The sequence below is a fragment of the Bacillus sp. NTK074B genome, assembly GCF_017303375.1.
In the GTDB taxonomy this organism is placed as follows: Bacteria; Bacillota; Bacilli; order Bacillales; family Bacillaceae_B; genus Rossellomorea.
Genome location: NZ_JAFKOH010000019.1, coordinates 18,045 through 43,227, shown reverse-complemented (window position 1 = coordinate 43,227; position 25,183 = coordinate 18,045). Strand labels below are relative to the sequence as shown.

24 protein-coding genes are annotated in these 25,183 nt (G+C 46.4%); 1 reads left to right on the top strand and 23 read right to left on the bottom strand.

Going from position 1 to position 25,183, the window contains the following annotated elements; translation table 11 throughout:
• Positions 1-414: 414 nt before the first annotated feature.
• The 22 genes from wecB to JI667_RS20350 form a co-directional block, all read right to left on the bottom strand.
• The gene (gene wecB / locus JI667_RS20455) at positions 415-1,566 is read right to left on the bottom strand and encodes a non-hydrolyzing UDP-N-acetylglucosamine 2-epimerase (RefSeq protein ID WP_206858213.1); all 1,152 of its coding nucleotides are present in this window, start codon (positions 1,564-1,566) and stop codon (positions 415-417) included.
• 18 nt (positions 1,567-1,584) lie between these two features.
• Positions 1,585-2,214 (bottom strand): uracil phosphoribosyltransferase, encoded by a 630-nt coding sequence (upp, locus tag JI667_RS20450; protein WP_098351501.1) that lies wholly within the window; start codon positions 2,212-2,214, stop codon positions 1,585-1,587.
• A gap of 433 nt (positions 2,215-2,647) precedes the next feature.
• Positions 2,648-3,889, bottom strand: coding sequence for a serine hydroxymethyltransferase (gene glyA / locus JI667_RS20445; protein WP_206858212.1), 1,242 nt, complete (start codon positions 3,887-3,889; stop codon positions 2,648-2,650).
• A gap of 388 nt (positions 3,890-4,277) precedes the next feature.
• Entirely contained in the window at positions 4,278-4,820 is a 543-nt protein-coding gene (locus tag JI667_RS20440; protein WP_206858210.1) for a TIGR01440 family protein, read from the bottom strand.
• Positions 4,821-4,835: 15 nt separating this feature from the next.
• On the bottom strand, positions 4,836-5,276 hold the full coding sequence (gene rpiB, locus JI667_RS20435) for a ribose 5-phosphate isomerase B (protein ID WP_206858209.1): 441 nt from the start codon (positions 5,274-5,276) through the stop codon (positions 4,836-4,838).
• A 117-nt stretch (positions 5,277-5,393) separates the two neighbouring features.
• A complete protein-coding gene (locus JI667_RS20430) occupies positions 5,394-6,677 on the bottom strand; it encodes a methyl-accepting chemotaxis protein (RefSeq protein ID WP_206858208.1) in 1,284 nt (427 codons plus the stop codon).
• An 18-nt stretch (positions 6,678-6,695) separates the two neighbouring features.
• A complete protein-coding gene (locus tag JI667_RS20425; protein WP_206858207.1) occupies positions 6,696-7,133 on the bottom strand; it encodes a low molecular weight protein arginine phosphatase in 438 nt (145 codons plus the stop codon).
• Positions 7,134-7,379: 246 nt separating this feature from the next.
• The gene (locus JI667_RS20420) at positions 7,380-7,934 is read right to left on the bottom strand and encodes a manganese efflux pump MntP family protein (protein WP_206858206.1); all 555 of its coding nucleotides are present in this window, start codon (positions 7,932-7,934) and stop codon (positions 7,380-7,382) included.
• A 108-nt stretch (positions 7,935-8,042) separates the two neighbouring features.
• Positions 8,043-9,083 (bottom strand): L-threonylcarbamoyladenylate synthase, encoded by a 1,041-nt coding sequence (locus JI667_RS20415; protein WP_414635253.1) that lies wholly within the window; start codon positions 9,081-9,083, stop codon positions 8,043-8,045.
• Between the two features lie 307 nt (positions 9,084-9,390).
• Complete coding sequence (locus JI667_RS20410) at positions 9,391-9,831, bottom strand: GNAT family N-acetyltransferase (protein WP_206858205.1); 441 nt, start codon at positions 9,829-9,831, stop codon at positions 9,391-9,393.
• 129 nt (positions 9,832-9,960) lie between these two features.
• Positions 9,961-10,740 carry a stage II sporulation protein R gene (gene spoIIR, locus JI667_RS20405; RefSeq protein ID WP_206858204.1) on the bottom strand — a complete coding sequence of 260 codons (780 nt, stop codon included), beginning with the start codon at positions 10,738-10,740 and terminating at the stop codon, positions 9,961-9,963.
• A gap of 332 nt (positions 10,741-11,072) precedes the next feature.
• Positions 11,073-11,936, bottom strand: coding sequence for a peptide chain release factor N(5)-glutamine methyltransferase (gene prmC / locus JI667_RS20400; RefSeq protein ID WP_211201356.1), 864 nt, complete (start codon positions 11,934-11,936; stop codon positions 11,073-11,075).
• Between the two features lie 2 nt (positions 11,937-11,938).
• Positions 11,939-13,009: a peptide chain release factor 1 gene (prfA, locus tag JI667_RS20395; RefSeq protein ID WP_206858202.1), complete on the bottom strand. Its 1,071-nt coding sequence runs from the start codon at positions 13,007-13,009 to the stop codon at positions 11,939-11,941.
• 132 nt (positions 13,010-13,141) lie between these two features.
• Positions 13,142-13,594: a hypothetical protein gene (locus JI667_RS20390; RefSeq protein ID WP_206858201.1), complete on the bottom strand. Its 453-nt coding sequence runs from the start codon at positions 13,592-13,594 to the stop codon at positions 13,142-13,144.
• A gap of 337 nt (positions 13,595-13,931) precedes the next feature.
• A complete protein-coding gene (locus JI667_RS20385; RefSeq protein WP_206858200.1) occupies positions 13,932-14,543 on the bottom strand; it encodes a thymidine kinase in 612 nt (203 codons plus the stop codon).
• A gap of 297 nt (positions 14,544-14,840) precedes the next feature.
• A complete protein-coding gene (gene rpmE / locus JI667_RS20380) occupies positions 14,841-15,053 on the bottom strand; it encodes a 50S ribosomal protein L31 (RefSeq protein WP_034765123.1) in 213 nt (70 codons plus the stop codon).
• Between the two features lie 223 nt (positions 15,054-15,276).
• A complete protein-coding gene (rho, locus tag JI667_RS20375; RefSeq protein ID WP_206858199.1) occupies positions 15,277-16,539 on the bottom strand; it encodes a transcription termination factor Rho in 1,263 nt (420 codons plus the stop codon).
• 641 nt (positions 16,540-17,180) lie between these two features.
• Positions 17,181-18,143: a class II fructose-bisphosphatase gene (glpX, locus tag JI667_RS20370; protein ID WP_034765120.1), complete on the bottom strand. Its 963-nt coding sequence runs from the start codon at positions 18,141-18,143 to the stop codon at positions 17,181-17,183.
• A 386-nt stretch (positions 18,144-18,529) separates the two neighbouring features.
• Positions 18,530-19,813, bottom strand: coding sequence for a UDP-N-acetylglucosamine 1-carboxyvinyltransferase (locus JI667_RS20365; RefSeq protein WP_206858198.1), 1,284 nt, complete (start codon positions 19,811-19,813; stop codon positions 18,530-18,532).
• A 161-nt stretch (positions 19,814-19,974) separates the two neighbouring features.
• Positions 19,975-20,616, bottom strand: coding sequence for a fructose-6-phosphate aldolase (gene fsa, locus JI667_RS20360; RefSeq protein WP_206858197.1), 642 nt, complete (start codon positions 20,614-20,616; stop codon positions 19,975-19,977).
• Positions 20,617-20,794: 178 nt separating this feature from the next.
• Positions 20,795-21,652, bottom strand: coding sequence for a class IIb fructose-bisphosphate aldolase FdaB (gene fdaB, locus JI667_RS20355; protein WP_206858196.1), 858 nt, complete (start codon positions 21,650-21,652; stop codon positions 20,795-20,797).
• 181 nt (positions 21,653-21,833) lie between these two features.
• Entirely contained in the window at positions 21,834-22,196 is a 363-nt protein-coding gene (locus tag JI667_RS20350) for a response regulator (protein WP_206858194.1), read from the bottom strand.
• Between the two features lie 191 nt (positions 22,197-22,387).
• On the opposite strand from JI667_RS20350, the gene JI667_RS20345 reads away from it, so the two are divergent.
• Positions 22,388-22,912, top strand: coding sequence for a DUF2529 domain-containing protein (locus tag JI667_RS20345; protein WP_206858192.1), 525 nt, complete (start codon positions 22,388-22,390; stop codon positions 22,910-22,912).
• A gap of 530 nt (positions 22,913-23,442) precedes the next feature.
• Here JI667_RS20345 and JI667_RS20340 read toward each other — a convergent pair.
• Positions 23,443-25,047, bottom strand: a complete 1,605-nt coding sequence (locus JI667_RS20340) for a CTP synthase (RefSeq protein WP_206858191.1) — start codon at positions 25,045-25,047, stop codon at positions 23,443-23,445.
• Positions 25,048-25,183: the final 136 nt, after the last annotated feature.

The following is a 25,183-nucleotide window of genomic DNA, read 5'->3' as shown; positions in this document are numbered from 1 at the left end:
CTTTGCCTTTTTGGTCGGCTTGGCTTATGACCTCGAGCCCCAAGCCCCCGGAGCTGGACATGCAGAAAAGCGGAGGGGGCTTGCTCTGGGGCGACAAGCATAAGACAAGTCGACCGGAAAGGCGCTCTTTGCCTTTTTGGTCGGCTTGGCTTATGACCTCGAGCCCCAAGCCCCCGGAGCTGGACATCGCGAAAAGCGAAGCCAAACTGCCCGCCCCACGCGAACAAATTGGAAATATATTAACAAATTCATAGATACCCTACTTCACATGCCCCTCCATTATATAGAAGATTCCCTAATGGAGTAACCCTTGAATTTAATGTAAATACTTCCAACTAGTTTCAAAATGCATTCATTTAAAAAATAAAGGTCCGTCCCTCAATAATTGTAAGAGGGACGGACCTTTACTTCATTTTATTCGTTCGGATCGAAGGATTTCGGACGTTTTTCCAGGTGACCGAAGTGGTAACGGATTGCTTGGGTGATTCGGTAGGATGCTTGTCCATCTCCATACGGATTTGTTGCTTTGGACATTTTGCCGTGTGCTTCCGGATCTGTCAGAAGTTCTTTCGCAAGCTTGTAGATGTTTTCTTCTTCGTTTCCTGCAAGCTTCAATGTCCCTGCTTCAATCCCTTCAGGACGTTCAGTTGTGTCACGCAGGACAAGGACCGGTACACCTAATGAAGGTGCTTCTTCCTGTACACCGCCTGAATCGGTCAGAATCAGGTGGGCCCGGGATGCAAAGTTGTGGAAATCAATCACATCCAGTGGTTCAATCAGATGGATCCGCTTGTCGTCTCCGAGTACTTCGTCTGCCACTTCACGAACGGCAGGATTCAAGTGAACCGGATAGACAACCTGGATATCATCGTGCTCTTCCACTAATCGTTTAATCGCACGGAACATATTGCGCATCGGTTGACCAAGGTTTTCACGACGGTGAGCTGTCAAGAGAACTAAACGATCGTCTCCAACCTTCTCCAATACGTCATGATGATACTCGTCTTTCACCGTTGTTTTTAACGCATCGATCGCGGTATTTCCAGTGATGAAAATACCCTCTTCTTTTTTATTTTCATTCAGAAGATTCTGGGATGATTTTTCTGTTGGAGCAAAATGAAGATCCGCCATGACGCCTGTCAGTTGACGATTCATTTCCTCAGGGAACGGTGAATATTTATTCCACGTTCTAAGGCCTGCTTCGACGTGGCCCACAGAGATTTGATTATAGAAAGCAGCAAGACTTGCGACGAATGTTGTCGTTGTATCACCATGCACAAGAACAATGTCCGGCTTTGCTTCTTTCATGATTTTATCGAGACCTTCCAGTCCGCGTGTCGTTACATCGATGAGCGTTTGACGGTCTTTCATGATGTTCAGGTCATAATCAGGTGTGATATCAAAGATATTCAATACCTGATCCAACATTTCACGGTGCTGAGCAGTTACTGTCACAATCGTTTCAAAGCTTTCTGGATACTTCTTCAATTCCAGGACAAGTGGAGCCATCTTGATGGCTTCCGGTCTTGTTCCGAAAATCGTCATTACCTTGATTGGATTCGTCATTTTTTCGCCCTGCCTTTCTTATTTCGTTCCGTATAAACGATCGCCTGCGTCCCCTAAACCAGGGACGATGTAGCCTTTTTCATTCAGCTTTTCATCAAGAGCGGCGATGAAGATATCAACATCAGGGTGCGCTTCCTTGATAGCATCCACACCTTCCGGGCATGCCACTAAGCACATGAACTTGATGCTGACAGCACCGCGTTTCTTTAATGAGTTAATAGCTTCCACAGCAGATCCCCCTGTCGCAAGCATCGGATCGACCAGGATGAAGTCACGCTCTTCCACATCGCTAGGAAGCTTTACGTAATATTCAATCGGTTTAAGAGTCTCAGGATCACGGTATAACCCGACATGTCCCACTTTCGCAGCCGGGATCAATTTAAGGATGCCATCAACCATTCCAAGACCGGCACGGAGGATAGGAACAATCCCTAATTTTTTACCTGCAAGGGTTTTGGCTTTCGCTTTGCTTACCGGCGTCTCTACATCGATATCCTCCAATGGAAGGTCACGTGTGATTTCAAAGGCCATCAGTGTTGCAACCTCATCTACAAGCTCACGGAATTCCTTTGTTCCTGTTTCTTTATCACGTATAAACGTTAACTTATGTTGGATCAACGGATGATCAAATACATATACTTTGCCCATTCGACTCTCTCCTTTAAATTCAGTTTTATGTAAAAATGGTTCTTTCACTTCATTTACACCTCAGACTATTGTACATAAAAGACAAAACAAGAGCAACATGAGATGGGAAGTGTAATGGAATCGTTAGAATTGAGAAATTCAGAGTTGGAGTTGATCCCTGTGATGGGGTTTTTGTTTGGTTTGACTGGGGAAGTGAAGGTAAGGAGGGTATGAGATGAAGGGGATTGCGTCATTTTCAAGATTATTGCGTCATTTCCGCTTGGGATTGCGTCATTTCTAATTTTTTTGCGTCGTTTTTTTGTTAATTTCCTCGTTTTACCATCTAATTGCGTCATTTAACAAATTATAGAAAAACCCCTCTCCACCCGCCTCTACTCCCGCAAAAAAACCCCTCCACCAGGAACATCCGTCCCTAATGAAGAGGTCACATCTATTATCTCTCAGGATACAATTCAAATTTGCTTGTTAAATCCAACACGCGTTTTCGTGCTTCTTCCAATTTCGCTTCATCTTCGTGGTTCTTAAGAGTCAATGCCATGATCGAAGCAATTTCGTCCATGTCTTCAAGTCCGAAACCTCTAGAAGTTACAGCCGCTGTACCAATACGCACACCGCTTGTAACGAATGGACTTTCCGGATCGAATGGAATCGTATTTTTATTAACGGTGATCCCGATTTCATCCAGGACTTTCTCCGCCACTTTACCAGTCAATCCCAGTGAGCGAGTGTCGATCAGTAATAGGTGGTTATCAGAACCGCCTGATACAAGGTCGATTCCTTCCTTCACAAGACCTTCTCCCAAGCGCTTCGCATTGTCGATGATGTTCTGTGCATATTCTTTGAAAGAATCCTGCAGTGCTTCACCGAAAGCCACAGCTTTGGCAGAGATGACGTGCATAAGCGGGCCCCCTTGGATTCCAGGGAAAATAGACTTGTCTATCTTCTTCGCGAACTCTTCTTTACATAGAATCATTCCGCCGCGAGGTCCACGCAATGTTTTGTGGGTCGTTGTCGTCACGAAGTCTGCATACGGAATCGGATTTTGGTGAAGTCCAGCCGCTACCAGACCGGCGATGTGAGCCATATCCACCATTAGGTATGCTCCCACTTCGTCTGCAATTTCACGGAATTTCGCGAAATCGATCGCTCTAGGATAGGCACTCGCTCCCGCTACGATCAGCTTCGGCTTGTGCTCTAACGCTTTTTGTCTAACATCTTCGTAATTGATCAGGTGCTTTTCTTCATCTACACCGTACTCTACGAAGTTATATTGAATACCACTGAAGTTGACCGCACTTCCGTGAGTCAGATGTCCTCCGTGGGATAAGTTCATTCCAAGAACCGTATCGCCCTGTTCTAGGATGGTGAAGTAGACTGCCATATTCGCCTGTGCACCTGAGTGAGGCTGAACGTTGACATGCTCCGCTCCAAACAGTTCTTTCGCACGGTCGCGGGCCAGATTCTCGGCTACGTCCACATGCTCACAGCCACCATAATAGCGACGACCTGGGTACCCCTCTGCATACTTGTTCGTCAGCACGGAACCTTGTGCTTCCATAACCGCTTCACTGACAAAGTTTTCAGACGCAATTAACTCGATCTTCGTTCGTTGACGCTCTAATTCATCTTGAATCGCTGCATACATTTCCGGATCTTGCTTGGCAATCTTACTCATACATATCCCCCTTTAATTCATAGGCCCAACTGCGGCGCCTCCTTGATTCATTCAATCCCATTCTAACACGATTCACCAAAAGGCGAAATAAAAACCTATAGTCAAAACGTAACGTTCGTGTTTAGAGCCCTTTTGGAGGGACGAACCTTATGTGAGTGAGTGCACAAATACTCTTCTGACCCTCACTACCTCTGTATTAATAGGCATTCCAACTAACTTTATTGATGTAACCTCAATTCACACCCGACTTCTAATACCCCTTGAATTCCCCGTTTCAAAATCAATCAGCCCTTGCCACACTTTATCGTTCGGTTTTGACACCCCGTTTTCCTCCCAAATCAAAATAAAGGTCCGTCCCTCAACAAAGAGAAACGGACCTCATAACGATTTATTCGTAGACGGCTCTGGTGCCGCCGATGAGTTTTGGTCTGGTTTTGGCGAGGGTGATGTGTGCTTCGCCAAGGCTTTTTTGGCTGACTCTGATCGGGACGGCTACGTGTTTCAGGTGCATGCCGATGAAGGTGTCCCCGATGTCGATGCCGGCGTCGACTTTGATGTGCTCGACCATGACGGGATCAGTAAACGAGTGATAGGCCTGTGTGGCCATGGCGCCTCCTGCTTCTCGGACAGGGACGACGGTCACTTCGTCGAGCCCCTTCCTTTCCGCGACTTCCCGTTCAAGGACCAGCGCCCGGTTTAAGTGCTCGCAGCATTGAAACGCCAACGAAACGCCCAGCGCATCTGCCCACCCCTTCAACTCGTCAAAGATCATTGCTGCGACTTCTATCGTTCCAGAAGTACCGATCCGCTCCCCCATCACTTCAGAGGTGGAGCAGCCAACGACAAATACTTGTCCTTTTTTCATCGGAACCTGATCGCTGAAGTCCTTCAGGATCTTATGCAGTTCTTCTTTCAATTGAGCGATTTCCATGGAACCCACTCCTTATTATTTGTCTTCGTATGCCGTGATCTTCCCTACGCGATTCGCGTGGCGGCCGCCTTCGAATTCCGTGCCAAGCCACGTTTTGGCGATTTCACGTGCCAGTCCTGCTCCGATTACGCGCTCACCCATGGCCAGCATATTGCTGTCATTATGTTCCCGTGTCGCTTTCGCACTGAATACGTCGTGGACAAGGGCACAGCGGATTCCCTTTACTTTGTTGGCAGAGATGCTCATGCCGATCCCTGTTCCACAGATGAGGATGCCACGGTCGAATTCACCGCTTGCCACTTTCTCCGCCACAGGGACGGCATAATCCGGATAGTCAACGGATGTCCCGCATTCACAGCCGAAGTCTTCATACTCCAAACCTAACTCTTCTAATAGTGATTTGATTTCTTCTCTGATATTCACGCCACCGTGATCGGATGCAATTGCGATTTTCATATTCTCCCACTCCCCATAGCCTTTGATACGTTTTATTTTGCCACATACTCTTCATTATATAAAGCTTTTCAGCATGAAAAAACGGGTATGAGGTCCGTCCCTCATACCCGCTTACCTTTATAAATGAAAACGTGTGATCGTGCTTTTGAGTGATTCCGCCTGCTCCTTCAGATTCAGGGCCAGCTTCTCCACGTCATTCATGACGTGTGCTTGTTCTTTGGTGGAAGCCGATACTTCCACTGCTCCCGCGGATGTTTCTTCTGCGATGGCGGCCACTTCCTGTGACTGCCGGGACGTAAGCTGTATGCTATCCATCTGCTGGTCGACCAGGACGGAAATGTTTTGTACCGCATCCGCCACCTCGTGGATCGTTTTGGTCATGGTTTCGATCATTTCATTCGTCTGCGTCCCTTTTTGAGCTTCGGAGTTCGCTGAGTCAACCTGGGTCGTGATCTGTCCGACGACATTTCCGACCTCGGTTTGGATATTCTTGATGAGTTCCGAAATGCCTTGAACCGCCTTACCGCTTTCGTCCGCCAGTTTCCGGACTTCCTCCGCCACGACTGCGAAGCCTTTCCCATGTTCCCCGGCACGTGCCGCTTCAATGGAAGCATTCAATGCGAGTAGATTTGTCTGGTTCGCAATATCCCCTACCAGCTGGATGATCTGCTCCACTTTCTTCGCATTATCCTCAAGTCTGCGGACGGCATCTAAGGAAGCTTCATTGCCTTTTGCCAATCGGCTGATGCCTTCCACGAGGGAATGGATGACTTCTTTACTTCCCTGCAGCTCTGTCACCATATTCTTAGACATATGCTCGGATGATTTGGAATGATTCTGTACTTCCTGTGCAATCCGGATGACATCCTCCACCGATTCAGCCGTGGATTGAATGGCCACAGCCGAGCTTTCGGCCCCCGCTGAAATTTCGCTGATCGTCCGTGAAATCGAATCCGCTTGTACGGATGCGATTTCCGATGCTTTCGACAGCTCGATCACATTTGAGTTCGTTTTATTAAAATTGTCATCGATGCTTGATACCATGTCCCGCAGATTATGCAGCATACGGTTGAACGCCAGGGCCAGCGAACGGATCTCATCATCGGACTTCGGTACATCCACTTCAATGGCAATGTCCCCTTCAGCCGCTTTCAACGCCACCTGTTCCAGACGCTGAAGCGGTTTGACGATGAATCCCGCGGCAAAAAACGCCAGCACTGCAGACCAGAACACACCCATCCCGAGGGTCATGATCGTAAACCACAGCTCGTTCATGTTTGGTGCAAAAGCAGGTTTAATCACATAAATAAAAAATGCACTTGTCGTATACGTTACCACGGCAAGAAGCGTGATAAAGAAGACCAATTTCTTTCTAAGCCCCGATTTGTAGCTTTTCCCCATCTTTCTCTCTCCCTGTCTCTAGCCAAGCTTTTTCATTAACTCGTCAATCAATGAATCCAGTTCTCTGTATGTATGTCTATAGATGTCCACACTTCCCCCATACGGGTCTGACACATCCAAATCAGCGGGATCTTCAAGGACGAACTCCTTCAACGTGAAAATTTTGTCCGCCACATGTGGATATTGATCCAGGATCGCCCGCTTATGATTCGATGTCATCGTAAAAATATAGGAAGCCCAATCCAAGTTCTCCTTTGACAGCGAACTCGATTGGTGTCTATGTATTATATCGTTCTCTTTCAGCACTTCTTTAGCCTGAAATGATGCATCATTTCCATCCATGGCAAAAACACCGGCAGATTTCACCTCGAACCTGTCTTTTCCCTTATGCTTCAGAACCGCCTCTGCCATAGGACTCCGGCATGTATTTCCCGTACAAATAAACAAAATATTCATCACGTCACCCTCCTTAAAGCCTATTATAAAATATTTTCCATCCCATCCATAGACCATTCACCAATTAGACAAAAAAGAAAAGCGGAGGCGGCTTGCCCTGGGGCTACAAGCATCAGGCGAGTCGACCGGAAAGGCGCTCTCTTTGGCTTTTTAAGGGACTTGACCTATGACCCCGAGACTAAAAGCCGCCGGAGCTGGACAAAAAAGGCCCACCCCCGAGGGACGGACCTCAAATTCTATTTATACTTAAATCGGCAGGAGCAGCTTCACCCCGAATGCAAACAGTATACTCCCACCAAGCGCCTCGCTGTATGTTCCGAGCACGCCCTGGAACTTCCGGCCGATCAATAATCCTGACCACGTCAGCACGGTAGCCGCTATTCCGAAACAAAAGAGGGCAACGGCAGTCCTTGCTCCAAAGATCCCGAGGGTCAATCCGACTGAAAAGCTGTCCAGACTTACACTCAAGGCGAATAGCACCAACCCGAATCCCACCGGTGAAATAAGGGTCGTTTCCTCTTCCTTGAAGCTCGACATGAACATCTGGATTCCAAGGACGATGAGCAGCACACCACCTGCATATGCTGCAAAGGATCCGAACGTCGCCGAAAGAAATTTTCCCGTCATCATACCAAGTAGCGGCATCCACACATGAAAGATCCCGACCACCAATCCTATATAAAAGACCTGCTTCAATCTCAGCTGAAACATCCCCATCCCTATTCCAATCGAAAAGGCATCCATCCCAAGAGCAAATGCCATTAACATCAAGGTCATCAATTCGCCGATAATCGTTGTCATTTATTTTCTTCCCCCTCCGGACATGCCTACAGAACATGCTTATGCGCGTCCAAAGGGAATTAGAATAGAAAATAAAAGCCCCCATGAGAGACCATAGGGGAACAACATTTACCTTTTTATAACCCGGTAACCGGCCGCCTTCTGCAGCCGGTTCATGATGGCAAGCCCGACTCCTTCTTCCGGGAACATCTCGGCAAAAATAATATCCACATCACTTCTATTAAAAGCACGCAGCGTATCGTAAAGATGCTGTGCCACGGTGTTCAGATTATCCCTTCGTCCGGCGGAAAGGATGAGATCCGCTTGATAGACACCCACATATTCCTCTGTCGTCAGGATGCCGACTTTCTTACCTTCTTCCTTTTTCTCATCAACGAAACGCTGTACGTCTTCCCTCGTTCCATCCACTAAGTAGACAGGGGCGTCGGGGGCGTAATGGGTGTATTTCATCCCCGGGGATTTTGGTGCCCCCTTGCCTTCTTTTAAGGAAGGATCCACTTCCACTTTCCCGACCACTTCTTCCAGCTGTTCTTTCGTGACACCGCCTGGTCGCAGGATGACAGGCACGCTTCCTGTGCAATCCACTACCGTCGACTCCACTCCGACACCCGTCTCGCCACCATCGACCACACCTGCAATCCGGCCTTCAAGATCATCGATCACATGCTGAGCCGTTGTCGGACTTGGTTTACCCGAACGATTCGCACTCGGAGCCGCAATCGGGAGCCCGGCTGCCTCAATGATCGACAGGGCAACGGGATGGTCCGGCATCCGGATCCCCACGGAGTCGAGTCCTGCCGTCACCTTCCCGGAAAAAACCCCTTCCTTCTTTTTAAAAATGATGGTCAAAGGGCCTGGCCAGTAAGCATCGATGAGCTTCGCCGCATCCGCAGGAACCTCCGCAACCAGTCCCTCCAACTGTTCTTTATTTGATATGTGGACAATCAGTGGATTATCGGACGGACGACCCTTCGCTTTGAAGATTTTCTCCACTGCCCCGTCCGATGTGGCATTGGCCCCCAGGCCATAAACGGTCTCTGTCGGGAAGGCCACTACCTCATTCTGTTGAAGAATTTCCGCTGCATCCACAATTTGTGGATAACTTTTGTTTTTATCCACATCACTTTCCACAATCCAATGTTTCATCATGTATGTCATCCACCTTTATTTATCCTACGTACATCTGTTCATTTTCATGTGTAAAAAACCTGTTTTCACAAGTTTCTTTACTTTTGAAAGTATAAAAGAAACCCCCACAATTCTCAAGTATTATCCACAAACTGCGAATAAACCGTCGATAATTGTGGATAAACCTGTGGATGGTGTGAATAATTCTGAAAAAAGAGACAGTTATCCTCATCTCGCATTCTGTCGAATGTTCAACGCAAAAAAAACGGACCATTTTATGGAGAATGGTCCAGTCCTGAATTCCTTTACAAAAATGTTGTGGAAATATCTATAAATCAAGCTTCATCGTAATGCAATTATCCACAGTGGATAACTTTTTGGCGTGAACAAAGTTCTGGAGTTCATCCACAACAGAATCCGTTTCCTGTTGAAAACCGAGGAGGTCAAAGAAGGTAAGGGACGCCTTTCGATTGGAAATTAAATAAAGGCGGTTCAGATCTTTTTCTTTTGCGAGTTTTAAAATTTCCTGAAAAAGGGCAAATAGCTCTTCACTTTCAAACGAAGACGTGACAACTAAAGATCGAAGCAAACCGATTTTTCCCTGAACCTCGATCCCCAGGGTCCCAATCAACCGGTTATCCCCATCCTCCACTACTAAAAAACAATCAATGCTATGTTTAATGCCTTCCGTACTTAACCCTGCTTTCATCAAGAAGGCCACGACTTCATGAATGTCCTCACTCGTTGCCTGGCGAATCACTTTTAACATCCTTTCATCCTCCCTTTTCTATCATCCTCTAGTATCAATGTATGAGGGAGAAAGGAGATTAGAACAAGAAATGATAGAGAGATAGATTTTCCATTGAAAAAAGCTTCATCCACAAGGGACGAAGCTTTCTTAATTGAATAACTCTTTGAATAAATCTACCACGAAGAATCGAACCTCTACTTTTTCTTCATCCGTGTCTTCAACGAAGACCGGTTCTTCTTTAGCCGGGGCTTCTGCCTGCTTCTCTTCATTCACCACACCGGCTTCTACTGCTTCTACTTCGATTTGTTTATAAGCAATGACATCATTTTCATCGTCACTCACCTGCGCTGCGTCTTCAGGATCTACTTCCGTCACTTCATTTCCGCTTGCTTCCGCTTTCGTTTCAAAGCCTGTGCTTCTTACAGCATTTCCAGTAGAGAAATCCAGGAAGCATAGGGGCGGATACAATACGCACCACCAGTTCGCTCCTTCCCCTTTGCCCAATGTGATCAACACCGCTTCGTATTCACCGGCCGGATAAAGGTACTGACCATAAAGCTTGGTAGGAAAATCCACTTTGCCGAACTCTACTTTCACCGATTGGTTCATGCCTTCTGCTGCTACGACGTCTTTCGCAATCTTCTGAAGCTGTGGTAATCCTTCTTTGATGACTGTTTTCGCGTCGTCCTTGGATGTCAGCGTCGATACCCATTTCGTAATCTCTTTGTTTACTTCATCACGGACAAGTCTCTTCACATTCTGATCCTCATCCAGATCACTATTGGCCAGGATCCGCAGTCGAATTGCTTCATCCGGGATCACCATCGTTTCCTGAGCCGCCATTTCCTGTTTCGGTATATATAAACTTAGAATCGTTCCTAATGATAGAATCAAGATATACAATAGTACTGTGTGTTTTGTTTTCATGTCCTCTCCCCCTTGGTAAACAGTGTGGTCAAAATGGGGGAATCTTAAACTAGTAAAATAACATTTTTGTTTTTAAATGCTTTTTTAAATATTGTGTTTCTGAATACGATGGGAAGAAGCGAGTGGTAGTTGATTTGCGCTTCAGGTGCTCGCTTTCCCCGGGGCGTGAGTTGAGCACCTTCCGCTCCAATCAACTTAAAGAGCATCAATTTTTAAAGATATATACAATTAAACAACCCTATTAAAACCAACATAAAATATCCTATACTCCTACAAAAATAGAATCTTTCCCACAAAAAACACCCCCGATCATTGAAACCGAGGGCGTACACTTATTTCCTCACACAAAACACCATACGATCTTTCCCATTGATATCATGGACGACTTCTGTTTCCGCATCCGGGAAGGTCGCTCGCAGCAGATCCGCAACCGTCTCTCCCTGACCGACTCCGACTTCAAAGCCAACCAAGAATTTTTCTTTCATGACAAGAGGCAGTTCCTCCATGAATCGCTTATAAAGATCATATCCATCTTCCCCGCCAAATAATGCGAGTTCCGGCTCATAATCAATGACAACATCCGATAGAGTTTCACGATCCGTCAAAGGAATGTACGGAGGGTTGGATAAAAGAATATCCAGCTTCACACTTTCTTCGATCAAGGGCTGTACCAAGTCTCCCTCAAAAAAGCGGACATCCGCGCCGAGTTTCGAGCTATTCTCACCCGCAACCGCCAGTGCTTCACCCGAAATATCGACGGCCATCATCTCAAGGGGAATCCGCTTCGACTCGAGCTTCAACGTAATCGCAATCGCACCGCTGCCCGTTCCGACATCAGCCGCCTGCAATCGGACACCCGGCTCAAATAACACCTTCATCTTCTCCAGCCCATAATAAATCAGCTCTTCCGTCTCAGGCCTTGGAATCAGCACATGCTCATTCACCACAAACTCACGGCCATAAAACTCCTCGGTCCCGATAATACGCTGAATCGGCACCCCTCCAGCATGCTCCCGAATCCCCCGTTGGAACACGTCCCATTTCTCTTGAGGGACGGACCTCCGCTGCTCCGCCAGAAGCTGCGATCGTGACATCCCCAACAAATGCCGCAGATAGATTTCTCCCACATTTTCATCGCGGCCATTTTCGATTAAAAAAGAAGAAGCCCATTTCAGGGCTTCAAATACCGTCACCATGACTATTCTTCCAATCTCTCAAGAAGTTTGGATTGATCTTCGATGATCAATGCATCGATGACTTCATCCATCTTTCCTTCAAGGATTTGGTCAAGCTTCTGGATCGTCAGGCCGATACGGTGATCCGTGACACGGTTTTGTGGGAAATTGTACGTACGGATACGCTCGGACCGATCACCTGTACCAACGGCAGATTTACGATTGGCATCGTATTCCGCTTGAACCTCGCGCTGGAATTTATCGTACACGCGGGCACGCAATACTTTCATGGCTTTTTCTTTGTTCTTGATTTGGGACTTTTCATCCTGACATGATACGACGACGCCTGTCGGGATATGCGTCAGACGCACGGCAGACATGGTCGTGTTAACACTTTGTCCTCCCGGGCCGCTGGATGCGAAGGTATCGACACGGATATCTTTATCGTGGATATCGACTTCGACTTCTTCTGCTTCCGGCAGGCAGGCTACCGTTGCCGTCGACGTATGGATCCGTCCGCCGGATTCTGTTTCAGGCACACGTTGCACGCGATGCGCCCCGTTTTCGTATTTCATTTTAGAGAATGCACCATTTCCGTTAATCATGAAAATGATTTCTTTGTATCCACCCACACCAGTTGAGTTCGCTTCCATGACTTCGATTTTCCAGCCTTGGGATTCAGCGAAACGACTGTACATGCGGTATAAGTCACCGGCAAACAGGGCGGCTTCATCTCCACCTGCAGCACCGCGAACCTCCATGATGACGTTCTTATCATCATTCGGGTCTTTCGGGATCAATAATATTTTCAGACGGGCTTCCAACGCTTCGATTTGCTCTTCAAGCTCGGACACTTCTTCTTTTACCATTTCACGCATTTCAGCATCAAGCTTATCATCCAGCATCGCCTTTGCGTCTTTAAACTGCCCGGTTAGTTCTTTATATTCTCGATATGCTTCTACCGTTGCTTGGATGTCTGATTGTTCTTTTGAATAATCTCTTAGCTTCTTTGGGTCATTCACAATTTCTGGATCACTCAATAGTTCGTTTAACTTATCATAGCGATCTTCCACTGCTTGTAAACGATCGAACACAGCTATTCACCTCAATTTTAATCCATAACAGTACAATTATATTATATGGTGTATGTAAACACAAGGAAGATCGGGAATGGAGACAGGGGGAGTTCAGGTGAAAAAGGGGCAGCCGCCGAGCTGCCCCTTCCATTATCTTTCAGTGATTTTAACATTGATATCGTATCGGGGAATCGCTCTTTGCAACTTATCTTTCAGCATGGCTTCCTCTTTATCCGTCTCGGCCATATTCATTTCTTCCTTCGTATGAGCGGTCACCCACATTTGATTCCCATTGATCCACACCTCATCCGGCTGGAATTTCGTATTCTGTCTTACCACTTCTCGGGCTTTGTCTTCATAGACCCCTGTCGTCGTGGAAGTCGTACCAGGTGAATTCGTCAGGTTAGGGAAGTTGGGGTTTTGATCCGTCATATCCCGCACGCTTTCATCCTGGCCCTTGTCCATCTCTGCCTTGCGATTATCAATGAATCGGGTACCGCCGCTATCATTATGCACGCCGTATTCCGACTCATGATTCACACCGCATGCTGTAATCAAATGAAAGAAAACGGTAAAAGATAAAGTTAGCACTAATTTTTTCATGCCTTCACACCTCCTGCTGTTAGGTTTTCCAGCAGGGTGGCGGTTATGCATTGGTCTGGTCTGGGTGCTGGAGAGTATTGAGGGAATTTTTGTAAAAAGACGCAAATAGCGAAAAAATGACGCAATGAAGTGTGAAAGCGACGCAATAAATCGTAAAATGACGCAATCGCCGGCGAAAATGACGCAATTATGGTTCTCGGACGCCTTTTTAGATTAAATGTTCCATCTCAATGGAGCTAAATCATGTTTCAAACCAGTGCCTATGAGCCGTTTTGAATTATTTTTCCTTAAAATACAAAAAACAAAGCCCCAAACCTGAGACTTTGTTCAAAAAAATCTATCCTTCCTTCACCATATCCGGAGTCACGCTCATCCCCGTCGGCACTTCATGATGATGGCGGCATCTTGGCTCGTACGCTTCGGATGCCCCGACTAGGATGACGGGATCATCGTAACATGCCGGTTCACCGTTGATCAGACGCTGAGTCCGGCTTGCCGGAGAGCCGCAGACGGCACAAACGGCTTGAAGCTTCGTCACTTGCTCAGCAATGGACATCAAATCCGGCATCGGCCCGAATGGTTCTCCGCGGAAATCCTGGTCAAGACCTGCGAGGATGACTCGGTATCCGCTGTTTGCTAATGTTTGGACGACGTCGACAATGCCTTCGTCAAAAAATTGAACCTCATCAATGGCAACGACGTCCACCTCTGGATTCAGATCATCGAGGATCACACTGGACTCTTCGACTGCTTTGGCAATAACAGAGGTACCATTATGAGATACAACCGATTCATCGCTATAGCGATTATCTAGTTTTGGCTTATACACAGCAATTTCTTGTTTAGCAAATTGAGTGCGTCGTACCCGGCGGATCAGTTCCTCGGACTTCCCTGAGAACATGCTGCCGCAAATGACTTCTACCCAACCCGTTTGTTTCATGACATACACGAAAGCGCCTCTCCTTCCTTACACGTTGTTCTATAAAAAAACAGCCTGGCTGTTAGTAAATATGGACTATCACTTATAATAAAGCATTCCTTTATGTACGGGAATCATGCTCTGAATTCAGTAATTTGGCAGAAAAAAAGAGGCACAGCTCAATTGGAACTGCCTCTATTTCTCTCACCATTTGCTTTAAACGTAATAAAAAACAGGCAAGCATGAAGATCCTTGCCTGTTTTTCTAATAGAAGAGAAGGGAAGCATCTATGCACAAAGGCGTTCGATGCGTCCTTCTGACTCTTCATTATTGTTGTTGGTTTTTAAGACCGTATTTTTTGTTGAAACGGTCAACACGTCCACCTGCATCAGCGAATTTCTGACGGCCTGTGTAGAATGGATGGCATTCAGAACATACCTCAACGCGCATTTCTTCCGCTACAGAACCAGTTTCAAATTCGTTACCGCAAGCACAGCTAACTTTGATCGTGTTGTACTTAGGATGAATTCCTGATTTCATTTCTTTCATCTCCTTCCGCCCTGAATCATCTGAGACAGAGTAATTTATTACGAAGATATATGTGATATGAGCATAAGCATGAGAGTAATAGCCAGCCCCTTACCACATCCAGTTTTTAAGAACACATTGATACTATTATAACAAGGACAAGAGTTTTTTGCAAGCTGCAAAACTGGAAATTCCAGTCACCCTTTGTCTTTTGAAAAATCGTTCGATTACTAGATTAACGCTTCTTGGACTCTTCTGTCAACACATTGAAAAATTCTTCATTCGTTTTCGATTGCTTCAGCTTACGCATGAGCTTCTCGGCGAAATCAGGCTGATCGGACATGGCTTTTCTGATCGCCCACAGCTTTTCAAGGTGATCCGGTTTGATGAGGAGCTCTTCACGACGCGTTCCGGAACGACGAATGTCGATGGCCGGGAAGATGCGGCGTTCAGCAAGAGAACGGTCAAGATGAAGTTCAAGGTTACCCGTCCCTTTGAACTCTTCATAAATGACATCATCCATACGGGATCCTGTGTCAACGAGTGCTGTAGCAAGGACCGTCAAGCTTCCGCCCTCTTCAATGTTACGGGCAGCCCCGAAGAATCGTTTCGGACGGTGGAATGCTGCAGGGTCGATCCCACCGGAAAGAGTCCGTCCACTTGGAGGGATGACCAGGTTGTAGGCACGTGCCAGACGAGTGATGCTATCCATCAGGATGATGACGTCACGCTTGTGTTCCACTAAACGCATAGCACGTTCAAGAACGAGTTCCGCAACCTTGATATGGTTTTCCGGCACTTCATCAAAGGTTGAGCTGACAACTTCTGCTTCAACTGAACGTTCGATGTCCGTTACTTCCTCTGGACGCTCATCGATTAGAAGAATGATCAATTCCGCTTCCGGGTGATTCGTCGTGATCGAGTTCGCGATTTCTTTGATCAGCATCGTTTTACCAGCCTTAGGCGGTGCTACGACCAGACCACGCTGTCCAAATCCGACCGGTGCGATCAGATCCATTATACGTGTGGAAATCTTATTCGGTTCTGTCTCCAGCATCATTTGACGGTCAGGATATAAAGGAGTCAATCCTGGGAAATGCACACGTTCTTTTGCAGAATCAGGTTCTTCCCCGTTCACCATTTCAACATGAAGCAGTCCGAAGTACCGTTCGTTTTCTTTCGGTGGGCGTACTTTACCGGACACTTTGTCACCGTTTCGAAGATCAAAGCGGCGGATCTGTGAAGCAGAAATATAAATATCCTCAGAACTTGGAGAATAGTTGATTGGACGTAAGAAACCAAATCCCTCTGATTGGATGATCTCAAGGACACCTTCCATGAAGAAGAAGCCTTCTTGTTCTGCACGTACTTTAAGAATTGCGAAAATCAATTCTTTTTTTGTTAATTTACTATAATAAGAAACTTTGTATTGTTTGGCCAGCTCGTAAAGCTCTTTCAGCTTCATATTTTCTAAGCTGGAGATTGTTAGTTCTTCCATTATGACACCACGCTTTATTAATTTGTCCTACCTGAAGAAAATAATTTAGGTTATTTTCATTAGAGAGTAGCTGTTGATTTCCGCTCCAGGTGCTCGCTTTCCGCGGGGCGTGAGTTGAGCCTCCTCGGGCGTTGCCCTGCGGGGTCTCAAGATCCAGCTACGGCGGCTAGCCCCTCGAGGTCATAAGTCAAATCAACCAAAAAGGCAAAGAGCGCCTTTCCGTTTGATTCGCCTTATGCTTGTCGGGCCTGACCAAGCCGCCTCCGCTTTTCGTCCTTCCCCGCAGGAGTCGAGCACCTTCCGCTCCAATCAACTTGGATTATATTCTCTTTCACTAAAAATGTCTTTCTTTTAGAAAAGAGTCAAAAAGGGTAGATTTTTCTAAAAATGAAGAAATATGTTGAAGCATAACGATAAAGAAAAAATACTGAAGATAAAAACCTTATCTATTGTAACCATACTTTTCAGCAAGAATCAATAACCGGGTAGAAAAAGGAAGGTAGATTTGGTAGATAGGCAGCATTTTTTCACCTATGAAGAATAAAAGTGAGTGATAAGAGTCGGGATGGGCAGTCGTTTGGGCCCATCCGTTTCTCTTACATTTAGAAGAGTTGGTTTCTCTCTCTGTTTGTTTTTCTCTATTATCTCATGACCAGGTTCGGCTTTTTCTGAAGGCTGTGGCGTCCGTCGATGAATCGGACGGTACCCGATTTCGCACGCATAACGACTGAATGAGTCAGGCCGTATGTCCCTTTGAGCTGGACACCTCTTAACAGTTCCCCGTCTGTTACACCTGTTGCTGCAAAGATGGCATCGTCTCCACAGACAAGGTCTTCCATGCGAAGGATCTTGTCCACATCAAGCCCCATGCTGATACAGCGCTGAAGTTCCGCATCGTTTTGCGGAAGAAGCTTTCCTTGAATTTCTCCTCCAAGGCATTTCAAGGCAACGGCAGCAAGGACTCCCTCAGGAGCACCGCCTGATCCGAATAGGATATCAACACCGGTGTGATCGAATGCAGTGTTCATAGCGCCTGCCACGTCACCATCATTGATCAGCTTGATGCGTGCTCCGGCTTCTCTCAGCTGTTGGATGATGTGCTCATGACGGGGACGATTCAAGACTGTCGCTACAACATCTTCAATATCCTTGTTCTTCGCTTTCGCAACGGCTTTCAGATTATCGATGACAGAAGCGTTGATATCGATTTCCCCGACCGCTTCCGGTCCAACTGCGATTTTATCCATATACATATCCGGTGCATTCAGTAGGTTCCCGTGGTCCGCCACGGCGAGGACCGCCAGTGCATTCCAGCCTCCGGAAGCAACGATGTTCGTTCCTTCCAGCGGATCGACGGCTACATCGACACGCGGACCATAGCCTGTCCCTAGTTTTTCACCAATATAAAGCATTGGAGCTTCGTCCATTTCCCCTTCGCCGATGACAACCGTCCCCTTCATCGGTACGGTATCGAATACATCGCGCATGGCAGAAGTAGCAGCATCATCCGCCTCATCCTTCTTCCCGCGACCCATCCAGCGGGCAGATGCCAGGGCAGCCCCCTCTGTTACTCGTACAAGCTCCATTGATAAACTTCTTTCCATGTATATAGCCTCCCGTGTTCCCTTTTGTTTTACAATAATCCTAAATTGTATAACATATTGACAGATTTATTGTAACACATTGAGAGGTTTAGAGAGACTTTTTTTCGAAAAAAGTAGGACACAATGGTGAAAACGCGTTAAAAATTATGGTAATAGAGGCTATAGTTGCCTAAAGCTGTTCTCTACTAGAGAGCAGCTGTTGATTTCCGCTCCAGGTGCTCGCTTTCCGCGGGGTGGGCGGCGAGCCTCCCCGGGCTGCGCCCTGTGGGGTCTCACCTCTCCCACATTTCCCGCAGGAGTCGAGCACCTTCCGCTTCAATCAACTTGGTGTATTTAATGTCTATTATAATTAAGTGTACTTAAATCTCTTAATAGGTTTCCTGAAACTACGACTTCATCTGTTCCATTTCCTCGACAGACATTTTTTCACGCCAGATGGTGGCGCCCAGGCCTTCGAGTTTGGCGACGAGGTCGCTGTAGCCTCGGTCTATGTGTTCAAGGCCGGTTACTTCTGTGATGCCTTCTGCCATGAGGCCGGCGATGACGAGTGCGGCTCCGGCGCGGAGATCGCTTGCCTTCACCTTGGCGCCTTGCAGTTGGACAGGGCCGTTGACGATGGCTGAGCGGCCTTCTACTTTGATCGTGGCGTTCATTCTTCTCAGCTCGTCAATATGCTTGAAGCGGGCTGAGTAGATGGTGTCCGTTACGACGGCAGAGCCTTCTGCCCGGTTAAGTAATGTCGTGAACGGTTGTTGTAGATCTGTCGGGAATCCTGGATACACCAGTGTTTTCACGTCGACGGATTTAAGCTTGTCCGCCCGGCCGATGAAGATCTGGTCGTCGTTCGTTTCCACCGGCACGCCCATTTCACGGAGTTTGGCAATGACCGATTCCATATGTAATGGGATGACGTTGTCGACGAGTACCCCTTTTCCGACTGCGGCGGCAAGGATCATGAAGGTCCCTGCTTCGATACGGTCAGGAATGATCGTATGACGGCAGCCGTGTAGCTCGTCCACCCCATCAATCCGGATCACATCAGTACCTGCCCCTTTGATTTTTGCACCCATATTACTCAGTAATGTGGCGACATCGATGATTTCAGGTTCTTTGGCCGCATTCTCGATGATCGTCCTGCCTTTTGCACGGACAGCTGCGAGCATGATATTGATCGTTGCTCCTACGCTGACGACGTCCAGATAGATGCGTGCACCCTTTAGTTCGTCGGCACGCAGATAGATGGCACCTTGTTCATTGGTGACTTCTGCTCCCAGGGCCTCGAAGCCTTTGATATGCTGATCGATCGGACGTGGACCGAGGTGACATCCACCCGGCAGACCGATGACCGCTTTTTTGAAACGTCCGAGCATCGCACCCATTAAATAATAGGAAGCACGAAGCTTTTTCACCTTCCCGCTGGGTAAAGGCATGGACACCATTTGACTTGGATCTACACTCATATCCCCATCTTCCAATGTGACTGAACCGCCGATCTCTTCTAAAAGATCTTTCAGCGTTCTTACATCTGAGATGTCTGGCAACCCTTCGATTGTGACTGGAGAATCAGCAAGAATGGTTGCCGGGATCAAGGCTACCGCACTATTTTTGGCACCACTGACTTTAATGGTTCCTTCAAGGGGATAACCTCCTGCAATTTTTAGCTTTTCCATATTAAACTCCCTTCCACTGTTCCTGACAACGCCAAGAACAAAAAGGATTATTTTTCCAGTTGAAGACGTTCTAAGAAGTATTGTCTACTAGTGTATACATAATTCGCCAAAACATGTATAGGATAATCGAATTTTTTTCTTTTAGACCGATTGTCCTAAGATCAGCGGTTGTTCCAATCACTCAGGAACGCGTCGATTCCTTTATCCGTGAGGGGATGCTGGAATAATTGCTTCAGTACTTTAAGAGGAACGGTTGCAATGTGGGCCCCTCTTAGTGCCGCTTCTGTAATATGCTGCGGGTGACGGGTCGAAGCCGCGATGATTTCTGTTTCCAGGCCGTGAATCGCGAAGATTTCAGCAATCTTGGATACGAGCTCAAGACCATCATGCCCAATATCATCTAATCTTCCTAAAAAAGGCGAAACATACGTCGCTCCAGCACGAGCCGCCAACAGCGCCTGATTCGCACTGAAAATCAGCGTGACATTCGTCTTGATGCCTTCTTTAGCAAAAGTAGATGTCGCCTTCAGGCCGTCCGGTGTCATTGGAAGCTTCACAGTGATATTTGGCGCGATTTTCGCGAGTTCCCTGCCTTCTTTGATCATGCCTTCAGCATCTGTCGCGATGACTTCAGCGCTTACAGAACCAGGGACAAGTTCGGTGATTTCTTTTAATCGATCTTCAAATGTTACGTCCTTCTCTTTCGCGACAAGGGACGGATTCGTTGTCACTCCTGATAGAATACCCCATTCAAATGCTTCTTTGATTTCACTCATGTTTGCTGTATCGATGAAAAATTTCATAATCCAAATACCCCTTTTCGACAAAATTTTCAATCATCTTTAATGAACGGAAGGGACTGACCCAAAAAGGTATCAACCCTCTCCTGGTGCCAGTCCCATCCAACTACATCATTCTATTTCTACCACGATTGGAAAGGGTCTAATCTGAATCAGGCCCCTTTTCCAAACATTACCTTTGTTACGCTTGGTTAGAAGAACCGAATTCGCGCATTTTACCAGCAACTGTCGCTTTGATCGCTTCACGAGCCGGCCCCATGTATTTACGTGGATCATATACTTCTGAGTCTGCTGCAAGTACTTCACGTACCGCTTTAGCAGAAGCAATTTGGTTTTCAGTGTTTACGTTGATTTTAGCTGTTCCGTAAGAAATCGCTTTTTGGATATCTTTTGTAGGGATTCCAGTTCCGCCGTGAAGTACTAGAGGTACTCCAGTAGCTGCTCCGATTTCTTCCATTTCTTTGAATCCAAGGTTTGGTTCACCTTTGTAAGGACCGTGAACGGAACCAAGTGCAGGTGCAAGTGTGTCGATGCCAGTACGCTCGACCATTTCCTGACACTCTTTAGGATCTGCATAAATAACGCCGTCTGCCACTACGTCATCTTCCTGTCCACCGACTGTTCCAAGTTCAGCTTCAACAGAAACACCTTTAGAGTGAGCATACTCAACCACTTTAGAAGTAGTTTCGATGTTCTCTTCGAAAGGACCGTGAGAAGCATCGATCATAACAGATGTGAAACCTGCATCGATGGCTTCTTTACATTTGTCATAGCTTGAACCGTGGTCAAGGTGGATCGCAACAGGTACTGTGATGTTTAAGTCTTCCATAAGACCTTCAACCATTTTCACAACTGTTTTGAAGCCGCTCATGTAACGTGCCGCACCTTCAGATACACCAAGGATGACAGGTGATTTTTCTTCTTCTGCCGCTTGCAGGATCGCTTGAGTGAACTCAAGGTTATTCAGATTGAATTGACCTACTGCATAGCTTTTTTCTTTTGCTTGAATAAGCATGTCTTTCATTGAAACTAAAGGCATGGTTATATCCTCCTTTTATTCAGTCAGTAAACCATTATTTTAGAAATGGCGGTGCTATTTTATAGCACCTTGTGACATTGTTTACAATTTCACTTGTATCATACCAAAACAAAATTGATTTTACCAACTGCAGAGGCGAAATGTTAAAAGTACTACTATTTTCACTATTCACACAACGTAATCACGCTGGAATATATTGCTTGACGGCTTTTCTAATATCGTCAATATCGAAAGGCTTCGCAAAATGGGTAAGCGCTCCCAAGTCTTTTGCCTCCTGAATCATATCAAGCTCTCCGTATGCTGTCATGATGATGACACGGATATCTGCATCTTTCTGCTTCATTCGCTTCAGGATTTCAATTCCATCCATTCCAGGAATTTTCATATCAAGTAAAACCAAATCAGGGGAGTGATTATCTACGATTTCAAGAGCCTGGATGCCGTTCGCTGCCTGAAATGTTTGGTACCCTTCCTTTTGCAATACTTCATTCAATAGTATCCGTATACCAAATTGATCGTCTACAATTAGAATCTTCTCATTCATACGTCCCAGTCCCCTTCACATTATGATCGTTATGTATTCCTTCAGTAAATGATTGTATATTTATTACTTATTCTCTTTTTATTGTAAAAACCCTTCTTAATCTCAAGATTTTGCTTGAGACCTTTTTCCCCTTTATAATAAGCGTTATGATGAGAAATGTCGAAGATGAATATAGAAGGAGACCAAATTGTATGATTAAAATGTTCACCACACAGTTAACGGGGCTGTTTAAACGTATTTACGATAAGCAGGAGTTTGAGATTGAAGACGGGGCACGCCTGCTGGCACAAGCTGCCATCGGACAGGGAAATATTTATATTCAAGCATTCGGGGAAATGGAAGCTGTAACGGCAGAAGCTTTGTATGGCGCCGAGCCTCTTCCTTCTGCTAAACGATATGATGCTTCCGTTGATCTGACTGAAGCTGATCGTGTACTGATCGTTTCGCGCTATTCAACAGATGCGGAAGCTTTGGCACTGGGTAAGAAGCTTTCTGCTGAAGGGGTTCCATTCGTAGCTGTGTCGGGTGTCGTTGAAGGAGAAGAGAACGTATTGGATCTTGCGGACATTCACCTGGATACCAAGCTGATTAAAGGGATGCTTCCGGGAGATGAAATTGGCGAACGCGTGAGCTTCCCTTCGAGCATGGCGGCTCTTTACCTCTATTTTGCAGTGGGGTTTGTGATTCGTGAAATGCTGGAGGAGTTTGAGGAGTAGATGATTTGAGCCCTTTCTCGGTTGAGGAGGGGTTTTTTTCGGGTGACGTATGAGTGGGTAAACAACTTATATATTTTTCAAAGTTTTTATGACATGCCATTGCCCTTTTATAAAGATTGGCCCTCATTTATCGGTTGGGAGATGAGATTAAGCAAAAGGAGCTGAGAACTAATCGGAAAAATTCCGCTTAATTCGGAATGAATAGTAAAAAAAGCTGAAATAGACGGAAGGATTCCGCCTATCTTCTCAATAAATACAAGAATGGTGGATTTTTCTGTACGTAGTCGGAATATCTCCGCTTATTCACCCCCAGAACAAGATATATATTGAATGTAACCGGAATATCTCCGCTTATTCTCTTTTGATCGGTCATCTAAAGTACTTATATAAGAAACTCTCCAAATGTTTTATAGAAGACAGAAAGATCAATTGGGTCGCCAAACCCAATCCACGCTCTCCATCCCCCTCCAGATCTCTCCACCTCACACAAAAAAGCCCTCCCACACAGGGAGAGCTCTTCCAACGATATCTTATTTCCCACCATACGCCAGTGACGCTTCCACGAAGTCTCTGAATAGAGGCTGCGGGCGTGTCGGGCGTGATGTGAACTCTGGGTGGAATTGAGATGCGACGAACCATGGGTGGTCGCTCAGCTCGATGATTTCCACGAGGCGGCCATCAGGGCTTGTACCTGAGAAGATGAAGCCGGCTTTTTCCATTTGCTCACGGTAGTGATTATTGAATTCGAAGCGGTGGCGGTGACGCTCGTATACCACTTCCCCATCGTAGGCCGTGTAGGCTTTTGAACCTTTTGTCAGCTTACAAGGATATAGTCCCAGACGAAGTGTTCCACCAAGGTCTTCGATGTCTTTTTGTTCCGGTAAAAGATCGATGACAGGATATGGCGTTTCAGGATTCAGCTCAGCAGAGTGTGCTCCTTCAAGTCCAAGGACATTGCGCGCATATTCTACGGATGCAAGCTGCATTCCAAGGCAGATTCCAAGGAAAGGAATCTTGTTTTCACGGGCATATTGAGTGGCGGAAATCTTTCCTTCCACACCGCGGTCACCGAATCCACCCGGTACCAGGATTCCATCTACGTCTGCCAATTTTTCTGCTACGTTTCCGTTGTCGACAAGCTCAGAGTTCAACCATCTCACTTCAATATCGCTGTCGAACTGGTACCCTGCATGACGAAGGGCTTCCACGACAGAAATATAGGCATCCTGCAATTCAACATATTTTCCTACAAGGGCAATCGTTGTTTTGCGGGAAAGATTCTTCACTCGGTCAACCAGTTCGTTCCACTCAGTCATGTCTGCTTCATGGCAATCCAGTTTCAAGTGCTGGCATGTGATTTCATCCAGCTTTTGGTCCTGGAGGGCAAGTGGTACAGAGTAAAGAGTATCTGCATCCATCGCTTCGATGACCGCATTTTTATCGATATCACAGAACAACGCAATTTTATCTTTCATGTCCTGGGTCATCGGCATTTCGGTACGGACGACGATGACATTTGGCTGGATCCCAAGGCTGCGAAGCTCTTTTACGCTGTGCTGTGTTGGTTTTGTCTTCATTTCACCCGCTGCCTTGATGTAAGGAATGAGGGTACAGTGGATATACATCACATTGTCACGGCCCACATCACTCTTGATTTGGCGGATCGCTTCAAGGAATGGAAGAGATTCGATATCCCCTACCGTTCCACCGATTTCCGTGATGACGACATCGGAATTCGTTTCGCGGCCTGCACGGTATACGCGTTCTTTGATTTCGTTCGTGATGTGCGGGATGACCTGTACGGTTCCACCAAGATAATCGCCGCGGCGCTCTTTTTTCAGTACAGTTGAGTAGATTTTACCTGTTGTGACAGAGCTGTATTTCGTCAGATTGATGTCAACGAAACGCTCATAGTGACCTAAGTCAAGATCCGTTTCCGCACCGTCATCGGTTACGAATACTTCACCGTGCTGATAAGGGCTCATGGTCCCCGGATCCACGTTGATGTATGGATCGAACTTCTGGATCGTGACGCTCACTCCACGATTTTTCAATAGTCTTCCAAGGGACGCTGCTGTGATCCCTTTCCCTAGTGACGACACTACGCCGCCTGTTACGAAAATATACTTAGTCATGTATATGTCCCCCTTCAAAATAAAAGTTTGTTTCAAAAAAAGTAGAGGGTGTCCCTTATGTAGTTATGTCATGAATTTATCTTGTTCAAAGAAGGACAAGCCCATTCTCCTAAAATAAATCCATCTGCATAAACCA